The 12,986-nt window shown below is 46.1% G+C and carries 16 protein-coding genes; 14 read left to right on the top strand and 2 right to left on the bottom strand.

The window, feature by feature from the left end; genetic code table 11:
- Window positions 1–173: 173 nt before the first annotated feature.
- Complete coding sequence (locus QMG91_RS28590) at window positions 174–791, bottom strand: glutathione S-transferase family protein (protein ID WP_281832853.1); 618 nt, start codon at window positions 789–791, stop codon at window positions 174–176.
- 102 nt (window positions 792–893) lie between these two features.
- Here QMG91_RS28590 and QMG91_RS28585 point away from each other — a divergent pair, with 102 nt between their 5' ends.
- From QMG91_RS28585 to QMG91_RS28520, 14 genes are all read left to right on the top strand, one after another.
- Complete coding sequence (locus tag QMG91_RS28585) at window positions 894–1,784, top strand: LysR family transcriptional regulator (protein ID WP_022593117.1); 891 nt, start codon at window positions 894–896, stop codon at window positions 1,782–1,784.
- A gap of 1,767 nt (window positions 1,785–3,551) precedes the next feature.
- A complete protein-coding gene (locus QMG91_RS28580) occupies window positions 3,552–4,049 on the top strand; it encodes a hypothetical protein (RefSeq protein WP_281832848.1) in 498 nt (165 codons plus the stop codon).
- Window positions 4,046–4,870: an ArdC family protein gene (locus tag QMG91_RS28575; protein WP_281832845.1), complete on the top strand. Its 825-nt coding sequence runs from the start codon at window positions 4,046–4,048 to the stop codon at window positions 4,868–4,870. Before QMG91_RS28580 ends, QMG91_RS28575 begins: the two co-directional genes overlap by 4 nt.
- Before the next feature lie 96 nt (window positions 4,871–4,966).
- Window positions 4,967–5,416 carry a lytic transglycosylase domain-containing protein gene (locus QMG91_RS28570; RefSeq protein WP_281832842.1) on the top strand — a complete coding sequence of 150 codons (450 nt, stop codon included), beginning with the start codon at window positions 4,967–4,969 and terminating at the stop codon, window positions 5,414–5,416.
- Window positions 5,417–5,871: 455 nt separating this feature from the next.
- Complete coding sequence (locus QMG91_RS28565) at window positions 5,872–6,225, top strand: hypothetical protein (RefSeq protein WP_281832839.1); 354 nt, start codon at window positions 5,872–5,874, stop codon at window positions 6,223–6,225.
- A 565-nt stretch (window positions 6,226–6,790) separates the two neighbouring features.
- Window positions 6,791–7,432 (top strand): hypothetical protein, encoded by a 642-nt coding sequence (locus QMG91_RS28560; protein ID WP_022593123.1) that lies wholly within the window; start codon window positions 6,791–6,793, stop codon window positions 7,430–7,432.
- Between the two features lie 22 nt (window positions 7,433–7,454).
- On the top strand, window positions 7,455–7,868 hold the full coding sequence (locus QMG91_RS28555) for a hypothetical protein (protein WP_022593124.1): 414 nt from the start codon (window positions 7,455–7,457) through the stop codon (window positions 7,866–7,868).
- Window positions 7,869–8,096: 228 nt separating this feature from the next.
- Complete coding sequence (locus QMG91_RS28550) at window positions 8,097–8,957, top strand: hypothetical protein (protein WP_022593125.1); 861 nt, start codon at window positions 8,097–8,099, stop codon at window positions 8,955–8,957.
- A complete protein-coding gene (locus QMG91_RS28545; protein WP_049545070.1) occupies window positions 8,951–9,409 on the top strand; it encodes an SMI1/KNR4 family protein in 459 nt (152 codons plus the stop codon). Before QMG91_RS28550 ends, QMG91_RS28545 begins: the two co-directional genes overlap by 7 nt.
- 36 nt (window positions 9,410–9,445) lie before the next feature.
- Window positions 9,446–9,973 carry a CbrC family protein gene (locus QMG91_RS28540; protein ID WP_092987177.1) on the top strand — a complete coding sequence of 176 codons (528 nt, stop codon included), beginning with the start codon at window positions 9,446–9,448 and terminating at the stop codon, window positions 9,971–9,973.
- A gap of 12 nt (window positions 9,974–9,985) precedes the next feature.
- Window positions 9,986–10,345, top strand: coding sequence for a DUF7716 domain-containing protein (locus QMG91_RS28535; RefSeq protein ID WP_425597918.1), 360 nt, complete (start codon window positions 9,986–9,988; stop codon window positions 10,343–10,345).
- Between the two features lie 147 nt (window positions 10,346–10,492).
- On the top strand, window positions 10,493–11,248 hold the full coding sequence (locus tag QMG91_RS28530) for a winged helix-turn-helix domain-containing protein (RefSeq protein ID WP_022593128.1): 756 nt from the start codon (window positions 10,493–10,495) through the stop codon (window positions 11,246–11,248).
- The gene (locus QMG91_RS28525) at window positions 11,232–11,711 is read left to right on the top strand and encodes a hypothetical protein (protein ID WP_022610013.1); all 480 of its coding nucleotides are present in this window, start codon (window positions 11,232–11,234) and stop codon (window positions 11,709–11,711) included. Before QMG91_RS28530 ends, QMG91_RS28525 begins: the two co-directional genes overlap by 17 nt.
- A 214-nt stretch (window positions 11,712–11,925) precedes the next feature.
- Window positions 11,926–12,255, top strand: a complete 330-nt coding sequence (locus QMG91_RS28520; protein ID WP_022593130.1) for a hypothetical protein — start codon at window positions 11,926–11,928, stop codon at window positions 12,253–12,255.
- 93 nt (window positions 12,256–12,348) lie between these two features.
- On the opposite strand, the gene QMG91_RS28515 is transcribed toward QMG91_RS28520, so the two are convergent.
- Window positions 12,349–12,975: a DUF6058 family natural product biosynthesis protein gene (locus QMG91_RS28515; RefSeq protein ID WP_038144072.1), complete on the bottom strand. Its 627-nt coding sequence runs from the start codon at window positions 12,973–12,975 to the stop codon at window positions 12,349–12,351.
- Between the last annotated feature and the right edge of the window lie 11 nt (window positions 12,976–12,986).

Raw genomic sequence — 12,986 nt, 5'->3', positions numbered from 1 at the left:
TTCCGTCAGCACTTGATGGATCCACCGTTCTGAACATTCCCTACTTTCTTTGCCTTGTCATCATTTCTGGTATTGCTAAATACAGGGACCGACTGATTGACCCTTGTTTGAAGCAGAGGAGTCCAGGGCTTTTGTGTTCCATTCGTCGCATTGCCACGTTAACTGTTAGCCATTTAGCCCCTTAATCCTACGTTGGAAAGTGACATCGCAACAAAGCCAGGTAGCGATTCAACTCTTTTTAGCCACGCTTCCAACGCAGGATAGTCCGTTAAACTTACACCGCCTTCTGGTGCTATCTTGATGTAACTGTAAAGCGCCAAGTCAGCGATGGTTGGCTCTTTACCAACCATCCATTGACGACCGCTCTGATGGCTTTGGAGTTGTTTGAGTAGCTTATGTGCTTCTTCCATCGATGGCTTGGTGTCTATACGGCGATTGAACAAATTTGCGGCGCGTAGTTTTGAAATAGAACCCGCTAACCGATTGGCGGCGAGGGAAAGAAATTGTTCGATGTGTGCCCGCATTAAGGGCGAGTCAGGAAGCCATCTTTGTTCTTTGTCATAAGCGGTAGCAAGATATACTAAGATAGCGTTTGAATCAGAAATGATGATGTCACCATCGACTAATACCGGGATCTGACCGAACGGATTAAGAGCCAAAAAATCCGGTGTCTGTTGTTCCCCAGCTTTCAGGTCGATGGTGATGAGTTTGAATTCCAAATCGAGCATGCTCAATAACATATGTGCTCGATGGGCGTGACCTGAGATCGGATGCCAATACAGTTTCAACATTGTCTTCTCCTCGTTGTTTGACGGCTTTCAATTTAAGAACAACTTGCGGAGAAGAAAAACCCAGTTAATATGAAAAGATAATTTCCAGCTTGTTGACAATATATGGACACTATCGATGGAATGAGGACAGTTGTCGCTGTCGTAGAGACAGGTTCTTTCACCGCTGCGTCAGAGCGTCTAGGTATTTCGAAGTCCCTGACTTCCAAATACGTAAACCTGGTTGAGGCGCAACTCGGTGTGAAGCTTTTTCATCGTACTACCCGCAAGCTTTCAGTCAATCAATCCGGTCACGAGTACTACCTTCAAGCACAGCAGGTTCTGACGAGATTTGACCAACTGCACAGTCAAATACACTCCGCTAATATGAGTGCATCTGGCTCTTTGCGCATTACTGCTTCTCAAGGTTTTGCTGAAGAGATGTTAAGCCCGATGATTCCTGAGTTTCACTCGTGTTATCCAGACATTCAGATTGATATCATCGTCACCAATCAAAAGCTTGATTTGGTAGAACACGGCATTGATATTGCCTTTCGCGCCGGTCAACTTGATGACTCAAGTTTTAACTATCGTAAGATAGTGTCTCTTCAGAGCTCAGTGTATGCTGCGCCTCTATTAGCAAAGCAATACGGTGATGGTATGGAGCTAACCCAACTGCCTTGCCTTATTGATAGCAACCTCCACGCCAACGCTCGTTGGCCTGTGGACCATTCGTTTGGTCAGGACAATGATCGCAATCTAGCCGTGCATGCCGTTTTAAAAAGTAATAGTCCACGGTTGCTCCGTCAGCTAACGCTCTCGGCGATAGGTGCAAGCTATATACCTGATATCATTGCAGCACGGTATGTGAAAAAGGGCTTACTGCAAAAGCTAGACGTCGGATTCACGGCGCTAAAGTATCCGCTACATGCTCTTTACCGCGGAGGCGATTGGCAGCCCGAGCGAGTAAAAGTCTTTCTGGATTTCGTTACAACCACACTTGGCACGAGTAACTGACATAAAGAAAGGCAGAGAAAATTTATGTTCCTTTTGTAAGAGCTCAGGTAACGAGAATATCGTCTATACCCTGGCATGTTGTCATTGGGCAATGATGAGGTGACTGTCCCAATATCGTGGTGTTTTTTGACCTGTTCTCATGACTCTTTTGTCAATGCTCAGGCTGAGCATTGCTCTTCTGATCCGTCTCTGTGAGGTTAGCTGGTCGAGTGTTGAGCTTACCTGTCGACAGTTGAGCAGCCTTCGATTTTTAACAAATGTGATTTGACTGTTTTAATGCCATACAAGGTCTAATGGGTATCACAGTAGCCGCTGTGTGTGTTTCTTAATGACGTAGTTTGTCAATGCTCAGGTTGGGCGTTGCATTGAACGTTATTAAGGAAAGCATGTTCTGAATGATATGCTAGGTGGTCGTTTGAGCTTAATGTCTGCCAATAAGATCTCTCTCAGGCATCGACATTAAGAATGGAAATCGTTCTATGTCAGTCCTAGATGATGGTCGTGTCTCCGGTTATCAGTGGTCGTTCATCAAATCTGTTGATTTTGGTCTACCGGATTAGGTGTTCATGAAAGGTGACTTGGTTACCTCTGATTGTTGTCTATTCGGTCACTTAAATTAATGTGACTGGTTGTTGAAATCTGCTGTCAACCTTTTAAGAGATACCTATAGGGGCAATGGGCAGGATATCCGATCTCACGTGGTCGCATTTCCTTCCGTCTCTAATAAGATGGGTCTGACTACAAGCAGGATTTTTGTCAATGTCCAGGCTGAGCACGGACTGACCTTCGCGTCCTTATGGCCCTCATGAACGGTTCGGCACTATGCCCGTTTGTGTTTATTTATCGACGTTTTTTGTCAATGCCCAGCCTGAGCATTGTTCATGAACGAGTGATGTATCTTGATGGTCGTTCGGCAATGTCATCTTTTCGCATCATTGTTATTGTTCATAACCCATAACATTCGTACGTAAGTGAAACGTTATGTTCAGAGAGGCGCTGACTTCATGTCTCCCTCTTTCATGAGACACTGACGTTTCTCTTTGCCCATCGCGATAGAATCATGCTTTTTGATTTGGGGTTGATATTGCCAGTGAGATTAAGGGTAGGGCAAGATGTCTCTAAAGGAATCATAGAAAGCTATGTGACAGCGTCACTATTTTTTCTGTATGTGAACTGTCACTGAGCATGAAACAGGGCTGCTCATTTCGTTTTCCTGAAGTGCCTTATGTCGTTCTAACTCTTTCCTTCACTACTTGCTTCTCCAAGCATTTCTCTGGGCGTCTCTTCGACCGGGCTTTTCGATTCTCTCGTAACGCGAACAGGAGCCGCATTCTCAAGCAAGCTTGAGGCGTCTCCAAGTTCCAGTTACCCAATCCCTGACGCGTTAGTGACTTCCGTTCCTCCAGTCATTTCAAGGTTATCGCTAAGAGGACCTAACTGTTGTTGTCGTTTATCGATAGTCCTTTCTGACCATCACTCCGAATCGCCTTAGCTGATTAACCTTCGACTCTCAGAACAGGTATGGCAAGGGTTCGCTTCGCCGCCTTGCGCCCTTGTCATACCCAACCTGAGCGCCGTTCGGACAGCCAAGCGATAACGGAAGTGATGGTCATTACGAAAGGAGAAATCTTATGACTATACGACACTCAACACTAAGGTCCTCTACAGCGACAACCTCGACAAGCTACTCGCAGCTTGACCGCGAAAGCTCCTCCAAAAATGATGTGTTAAAAGCGAAAGCTTCCTTAAGGGTAGGGGAGGTGTGTCATGAAACCGCTTGATTCCCATAAAATCATTGCTGTCCAGCCCCAGGGTATAGGGGGACTGATTATACGCAAACTCACTTTTTTCCATCCTGCCAGTTCGGTTGAGGAGGCGGTGTTATCTTGTGTGTCTGCGAATGCTGGCTCACATGGTCACTTTTACTACGTTCGTGCGGATATACAAGCCCCACTGGCATTCTCCGTGGATGTTGACTTGCTGGTCGGAAAAGACGTTGTGACCTGTCCATTTCATGTCTGTACCTACAATAAATTGCTCAGATTGATCGAGTGCCAGAAGCAAATTGATGGCTATATCAAACACTCTTCTCCTCAGTGCCAGACCGTGTATGAAGCCTGCGGAGAAGCGGGGCGGTTTTTTCGTCGCAAAGATCTCGATTATGCCTCGCTTATCCGTTCACACGACAACACAGAATCCACCAAAATGCTAAGTGACTGGATACTGCCTTATGTCTTCATTTTGGGCAATGAGGAGGATGTATGAACAGCAACGTTTACCAAGATGTCACCCGAAAAATCGTTCAGTCATTAGAGCGTGGTGTTAAACCGTGGGTGTGCCCCTGGAATGATGAAGCCCCGTTAATCTTGCCGGCTAACTACGTCACCAGAAAACCTTATCAAGGGACCAATGTCTTGGTTCTCTGGCAACATGGACAGGAACGCGGGTTCTCTTCTCGTTATTGGCTAACCTACCTACAAGCCAAAACACTGAACGGTCATGTCAGACGTTCCGAGAAAGGTGTGAAGGTCTTGATCTTCAAATCTAGGGAAGACGAAGATGGCCAAACTATGACGTATTCTAGCTCGGCCACGGTTTACAATGCTGATCAAATCGATGGCGTAGATTTTGAAAGTGATGCTGAAGAGCAAACTCAATGTTGCTCAAACGGTGCTGCAGAAATACTCTTACGCCGTTCTCAAGCAAAAATCGTCCTGCAGGGTCATCATGCATTTTACCGACCTTCACAGGACGTCATCTTTTTGCCTGAACGCAGTCGGTTCGAGCGTGATTGTGATTATTATGCGACGGCCTTACATGAACTTGTGCATTGGAGTGGAGCTCAATCCCGATTGGATAGACCAATAAGAGGAAAGTTTGGATCGGCGGAGTATGCTTACGAGGAATTAATTGCAGAGCTTGGATGCGCGTTTTTAATGGCCGATCTTGGTGTTGCTGGTGACGTACAGCATGAGAGCTATCTGGCGCATTGGTTATCCTGCCTTAAAGAGGATAAAACTTACCTCTTTAAGGCGGTCAACCAGGCCAGCAAAGCGCATCATTTTTTGATGTCTTTTGTGAGTTGAACGATTGTAGTGTGAGCTCCTTAAGCATGGTTGTTGTGGCGGGAGCTAGCTTCATTTATTTCATCTGTAGCTTTGAATTCAAACGAAGAGGCAATTATGAATGATCATTGGTTCGCTCTTTTGTCAGGTTCGTTTGCGTTTACTCCTGCGATATGCGGTGCTTTTTGTTTTGAAGCCGCAGGAAAATATTACGACGTCGATCCTCATTTGCTCTTTGCCATCGCGAAAGTCGAAAGTAGCCTTGATGCAAATGCTATCAATGAGAATCGAAATACCCATGGTCACATCATCAGCAAGGACTATGGATTGATGCAAATTAACTCACAATGGTTTCCCAAGCTGGCAGCGTTTGGCGTTAATGAGAAGAATGTTTTGGACCCATGTTTCAACGTGCACCTAGGTGCCTGGGTCCTGAGTGAAAATTTTGCATCACATGGGTACAACTGGAATAGTGTCGGTGCTTACAACGCAGGATTTTCTTCGAATAGCCAGGCTGCACGCACGCGATACATACAAAAAGTAAAAGCTGTTTACTACGGTAGGTGAAGACTGGCGGTCATTCCGGTCTTTCTCTACCCTCCTAACGCGTGAACGGTTCAAACGCCACTAGGCTGTTTTCCCTCATATCCCCTGGCTTTCTCCTCATTTGCCTTCGCTGAAGTTGGATAATGGCGCGGGGTTATGTGTTTTAAAAGAGTAGGACACCCCACGCTAAATTCATAAATGAATTTAATTTCTGATTGGGCTCGTCGAATCTCAATAAAATCATAGGGATAAATGGTAAGAAGAGGCAAGGTCATTTTTTCTGAGTTGACACTTATCGAGCCAAAATGGCGTTAATACAAAATTATAGTAATGTATTAACTCTGTATTAAGCCCTTTAAAAATAAGGGCTGTGGTGTATTAATGTACTCCATTTAATACGATTGTAGTCATAATATTAATACGCCTGTAGTTGGCTTTCTTTTCCTCCCATCTTGCTCTGACTGAGGAGATTTTCTATGGCTCGTAGCTTTGTATTGCAAACTCCTCTGAAAGGAAAGCTCGAACGAGACTTTCGTGCTTATCAGCAACGCGAAGGAGAAAGTGATGCGGATGTCAGTCGGCAACTTCTGGAGCTGGCCCTGAGAATTGTGTTAGATGAAGAAGACGACAAGCGACCGTCAAATCGCGCCTTACTCGAAGAAAACTATCGGCTGGCTCGTCGCATTGCGGGAGTCCTGAACCTGACCCACACTCAGACGTTCGATGATGAAAGTATGCGTCAGAACAGACATGATGCGCTGGATATTCGCGAGCAACTGAAAGTCAGCGTGGACAGCAAAGTGGATAAATACTTAGATGGTGAACCATAGTCTCTTTTCTTGTCTTCTGTCATGACAAAGGCATGATCGATTACCGCTCAATGTTTAATTCCGAAGACACGATTGTCAGAACTTCTCTTGTATAAATAAAGCTCGTCATTAAAGGCGGCGACTGTATACTCATTGGATTGAGTTGGCTCTATATCTAAGAGAAAAATGGGGTGCATCAGCCTTTAAATGCATCGAAACTTGTCAATGCTCAGCCTGAGCAACCGCCATTTTATGTCTCGCTGATGTGTAGCTGGATGTTGCCTAATTACTTTTCATTACGTGGAGGAGTAGGGGGAATGACACAATAATCGGCTGTCTTTTGTGGTTCACTCACTGAGCCTTTCCCTTTTCCTGCTCCCCAGTTAAGGGGCTATTCTCCCTTTTTTTCAAGGTTCACTGCAACCAGATTTGCAGTGGCTTTATGCCTACCTAGAGAATTCACTTTGCTTCGTTTTCTCGGTTGAGTGCATTGATTTGCACTGCCTAACATTTCCCACAAATACAATTTGTCAGACGGTGATCGAAAGACTTATTCTTGACGCCCTTTTAAAACGGAGTAGAAATCATGTCTGCGACACTCACTTTGTCTCAAATCTCCAAGGTGTTTTTGTTGTCCCTTGCGCTTGTTGGGTGCGCCCTGACCCCAAATAAGGAGGTACATTTCGGCGACCCTCGTCTTCCTTCATACACATTGACTGATACCGCCGTCAGGATCCTCAAAGAGAATGAAGGGCGATTGCTCAGCCCTGAAAAAAGAGAACATTGGGTTCCAACATTGCCCGTTGGCTATACGTACACCATGAGCCATGCTCACTGGGAAAGCTGCCCGTCAAAAATTACGAAAATTGAGCAGGGTGCTTACCATATCTCGCGCTATGACTGTCAGGGAAATGTGATCCACAAGAACGTCATCAGAGTTGCTAACGGCGTGCGCTATTCCAACCGCGACAACAAGATTCTTCACAAAGCGGGTGAATGCGCCTTTGTGTTGGGTGAAGTGTGTAAACAATACGGGGGCTTTGGTGTTGAAAAATACACAACCAAATATGTTGATGGCGTCTGGTTTACCATCAAGCAACTTCCATTTGTGACCGAGCTGTATATCCATATTTTCAGCGATGACGGCTTGGCTTTGTACCACTCAAAATATCGTTTTGGTGGAGGACAGAGTACCGAGTACTTCCGAACGACGCCTTCACTCCGTTAATCGATGGATTACCAGAACCCCGATGAAACCCAAACGACAATTTCGAAGCCCCAGTGAGCTGGTCGATGCCTTTTTATTGGATTACCGTGAATGGAATGATCGTGTCTTTGCTCTGTCTGAGTCGGGCGAGATGACCGAGAGCGCGGTGATGGCACTGGCGCAGGCTCTCTATCAACAGACTATTCTTTCCGTGTACTGCCGGGTTGGCTTTGCTGGCGAACCTATTGCGTTCGGGAACGATGCTGCTCATGATCCTAACCGGGAAGTCATTGTGTCTGAGTCTCTCTGCGGCGATGGTGCCATCATTCATACTCAGCACCACGATCGTCTTGGTTTCGTCGCCGACTATGAGTATCGGCTTTCCAGACATCAATTGCATTGGTATCTGGAAGCCGTCGACTATTTTGATGATCACGGCAAGTATCCCAGTCTTTAGAACGCTCTGATGGGATGATAACATCCCGTTTCGGTGCAATGGTCTACGCATGTTCCTCACATTATCCCGGTCTGCGCGTGCATAAAATGAGATCGTTGACTCAGAAAGTGATGATCATCGTCCATAAATTGTTCTCTCCTTGGTCTTGCATGGTGACGATAACCGATTGGTATTGATAAAATTATCGCTATCGGGCGTTTTCCCTTCTTTACAACTGAGTTTCCAATCATGCAAGACACTCCGCACTACTTTGATCCTCACTATCTGGTCCGCCTTGGAGAGTTGGCTTATCTGAAAGAAATTGCCTTGCTCCGAGCTGTGATGCTTACGAACAGTCTTGAGGTGAGTGACGAAGATCTGGTCGGAGAGGCGGACAACTTTTACTTTGAGGTCGCGGCGCAGGTTGATGCTCTTTTCTTTGCCTTCGCTAATGATGAATGCATCGATGCGCTTATCTCTCTTGACGCCAACCATCCTGATCGAGAAGCTTTGTTCGAAAATTTGTTGTCTTACGAACAATTTCAAGAAAGAGAGGCGGGGGTGTTGGGTCTTAAGGAAATATTTGTTGACTGCAAGACATTCAATACTTGTATCAGCCTGCAGTCCTTTAAAGATAATACCTACACGCTATTTGAGCGTTACATAGATGCCCTTTATGACGAACGAGTACAAGACTTTGAACGCGAGCGTCAAAATGCTCAAACATTGCAGAACCTGATGGGGGAATTTGCGCAGTGTTCTCCTGAAGATAGGGACGACTTGCTTAAGAAAATGGTCAGCATTGGCTTTCCATTAGGTCGTGAGGGCAAGCTGAATGCGGTGTTAGAGATGACGGGGTTCAGTGAGGATAAGGTGAGCGAGATTAAACAATTTGTGCGTCTTTACTCTGGTCCCCAAGACACGGAATATCGCCGTCCAACACCTCCTGCTCCTGCTATTTCGGAACGTGGAAAAGGCGTCATGGGCGCTACTTTAGGGCATGAACTTGAAAATGCGACCAATCATAGCGCCGCCATTCGCGACTGTTTCATGCTTATGCGGTGGTACTCTGAGATTGTGGAAGCCGTGACAGGGATCAGAGGATGTTAAGAGACGCTCAAGTGGACTCCCTACATGACGTTATCAAGGTGTATCGGTGCTATCACGAACCGACTCCAATCCCTGTGGGTCAACCTACGTCAGATCAAATCCGGTCACTGGAAGCCCAGCTTAACGTTCGTTTTTATCCCGACTACGTCACGTTTTTCAGGTCTGCCAGTGATGTTGTGTTTGGCAGTCTAAGTCCTGTTACCGCCACGCTGCCCAACGCACATACTCACATTGTTTCGGTTTGTCGCCGAGCTTGGCAAGATGGAGGCGTGCCTCAAACCCCGATTCCGATCTGCCATGACAATGGGGAATTTTACTGCGTGAACGCCGACGGGGAAGTGGTCTATTGGTCTCATCAAACGCACGACTTAACCGATGAAAAGTGGCATTGTATTGCACAATGGATCCAATGCGTCCTGATCGATGAGGAGCTTGATCAACATGATTGTTAATACCACTTTTTATTTTGAAAACTTGGGGGAATGCCTGTGACTTTGCCCTCTTTTCGCTACCATCCAGATCCTGTTGGAACCGGCGCCGTTATCGCCAGTGAAGCAAAGTGTGATTGCTGTGACCGTCAACGTGGTTACGTGTATCGAGCCTCTTTCTATTCGACCTTTGAGGTTCATCATCTCTGTCCCTGGTGCATTGCTGATGGGGCGGCTGCGTCTAAGTATCAAGGGGCATTTGTTGACGATTATCCATTGATGGAAGCGGGTCTTAGTCTGGCGATTGTCAATGAAGTGGCCGAGCGTACTCCTGGGTACGTCTCTTGGCAACAAGAAGTCTGGCAATGCCATTGTGACGACGCCTGCGAATTTCATGGTGACGCTGAACCCCATGAGGTGAAGGCGATGCGTGGTGACATGCTTGAGCAGTTTTTGACCACACACCAAATCGATGCAGTATTGTGGGAACGCCTCGCACAGTCTTATGTCAAAGGGGGAGATATGGCGATTTACAAGTTTCGATGTCGTCACTGTCTGACCTGGGTGTATTCCATGGATTTGGGGTGAGGAGAACGAGTGATGAACGCGCGTGAGTATTTTGGCGAGCCTTGTTGTCTGAGTGAATGGATTTCACGTGGTCGTCATGCCGATGATGGTGGTACCTCCTGGTTGGTGTTCGCCGATCCCTCTGGACAGACGTCCGTTCAACTGTGCACAGTATTGTTTCCACTTTTGGACGCTACAGAGGACTTCTCCGATGAGGAGTACGATGCGTTTGAAAATTCGCTGAATGCTCAGGCATACAGTTACTACCTCAGTACCGATCAAATCGAGGATGTGATCTACAATCGCGATATGCAGAGGCCCGGCGCGACTTTAGATGATTACGTGGTGGCATTGAACCATTACTTTCATCATGACGCTTTTCTTTGCTTATAACTGAAGTTAGCGCATTCCTTTATCGAGTGAAACCGTTCGGATTTCACTGCATTGCCATGGTCAGTGTGCGAGTGGCATCGTCATTTTTTGAACCTGAAACCGACTCATAGTCCGTCTCATCCAGCATCATAAAACAATCAATACGCAATGTGGTTATTCGATCCTAAATCAGAATTTCAATTACTTAATACTCTGACTCACGAGAAGAGGAAATTAAAAGTTCGAGAACTGGAAGTGTTCCAATGTCTGGTGGACAACGAAGGTCGGTACGTGAACAAAATCCAAATATTGAGCGAAGTGTGGCCGGGGCGGGTTGTTTCGGAAGCCAACATCACGCAATCAATCTCTAGGATCCGAATAGCTTTGGGGGACACGGGAAAAGAGCAGCGGATCATCAAAACTCAGTCCAAGCTCGGCTATATGTTGTTGCCCAGCTTTGTGACTGTTCGGTCAAATGCGCCTCACGTGGTTGATGCCTCCCTTAGGGCTAAGGCAAGACATCGTTCTCCTTCTTCGGCGCGACTGCCTCGCATGAAACACGCGCTAAGTTATCTGATCTGTCTGGCAATTGCGGTGTTCTCTACCATCAGCCTGACGGACTCTCTACGGCTCCTCTACGCAGACAGTCAGTCGACAACATATCTTGTCTCTGACGTTCAGTATGACGGTGTTCAGTACTATCTGGACAGTGAGGCGAGGAGCTTTGATTTCTATGAGTTAATCCGTGGAAACGTGCCAGTCAATAACCGCGTCATTTTCATTTTCTCTGGTCAGGATGTCCTGAATATCTCCTGCATCTATTTTGATCATCGGACTCAACAAGAACGGAGCCAAAATCTCGTCTTCTCTTTCTCCCGGGGCACCGATTTTATGATGGAAACCATGAATGAAAAATGCCATTAAATATACCACTTTACTTTATGCGCTCTGTGCGCTTTGGGCGTTTGCTTACGTGTCCTATCAGAACCTAAAATTCGCGCCCGATTCTCTGAGTATGCACTCCGACATGCAGATGTATGTCGACAAGTATGTCTATTCCAAAGAGCTGCAGACGTATTTCAAAGAGTCGAACACCATTACGCTTTCCTACGATGGAAGGTTCCGAGCGACGTCATCAGTGCTCAAGGAAAAAGCGTCGAACATTTGCCATTCTTCCCACCACGTCGTGTTTCTCCGGCACAATATTTTCGCGGCGTTTGCTGATAAAGAACGCGCTTCTATCCCATTAGAAAGCGATCTCATGAAATCGAATCTGGCCTACTCTCAACCGCTGAATATTTACCAGATTCTTTACTCTACCCAACACATGATTTGCACGTCTCGGCTAAAGGCACACACTGTGCAATGCCGAAAAATTATCAAATAATCTAAAGATGCATTGAGAGATACGGTTCAACTTGTTGATATTATTGTTAATTAAAATTTATATTTTTTTGATTTTTCATCGCCGACGCCTTTTGGTTTAATTTTCTGTTCTCGCGTGAGTGATGGGCTCATGGCAAGACATGTAAACGCGTCTCCCACTGTATCAATGAGGGGACTGGCAATGAATCCGCAGTAGTAGTTGAAGGTTATAAGCCATGAGAAGCTTGGTAAGTGCGTTAGAGTCGTTTATGGATCGAGAGATAGAAATCGGTGGCATCAACACTTTTACGCAGGTTAATGAACAAACAAACGCAGTACTCCTTAACAAGGCTTTATGTGTTGCCAAAGAGCTTGGCTTAGACATTAAAGAAGAGCGTACACAGTTGTCCGTAGTGATTTTAGCGTGTAATTTTGATCACATTACAAACGATGAGAAACAAGTGCTCATGGGATTGATGGGCAACGCATGTGAGTACACAACCCGAGTCATCAAACAGACTCCTCAGTACACCGATTTAATGTCTCTGCTCAACGCTGTGGCGTGAGGGGAGGTGGGAACGTTAACCTCGTTCCTGAACTCGAGGTATTAAAGGTGTACGCACGTACTCAAACCAGAATCGCCATTTGTTTTCTGTTCATTACTCAAACTTAAATTCACGCTTTACATTGGTCACGAGACGTTGACGAGAACTGTTCGAACGTTCATGTGGGGCAAATGGGGCGCTTACTTTGTCTAAAAGATGAACCATGTGTTCCAGCTGTCGAGTGTCGTCCTGTTGTGCGTTTGACAATAAAGCCTTGATTTCATAAATCGCAAACTCTTTCGCCGCGATGTCTTCAGGTAGACCAGTTTGCGTACACAGCCCGTAAGTGCCTTTCAGAAAGTGTGACCACTCCTCTTTCATATGATCGATCAACCTTTCATTGACGTTTGGGTTAAGACTTGACCACCCATCGCTCACGAGCTGTTCCAGTTTGTTCTGGTAACGACGAACAAACTCATTGTGGATGCGATCGGCATCCTGCAATGTGTCGACAATACTCAGCCAGGACACGTATCCCCTTGCGTAGAAGTCCACTTTCTGGCGTTCTTGGTGCTGTCCTGTGAAAGAATGGCTATTGACGGAAAGATCCAATGAGTAGGACGGCAATGGCATCACTTTTTGTGCCTGATAGGCGGCGATGTCAGACTCGGAAATAAGGGTGAGTTCCGTCAGTTGAGTACCCGTATAAAAATACGTTTCTAGGTAATTGAGTAGTTCCATGGCACCTTGTC

The organism is Vibrio nigripulchritudo (assembly GCF_027924785.1).
Lineage (GTDB): Bacteria > Pseudomonadota > Gammaproteobacteria > Enterobacterales > Vibrionaceae > Vibrio > Vibrio nigripulchritudo.
The sequence above is the reverse complement of the archived record's forward strand: the minus strand, read 5'-3'. Positions and strand labels throughout refer to the sequence as shown.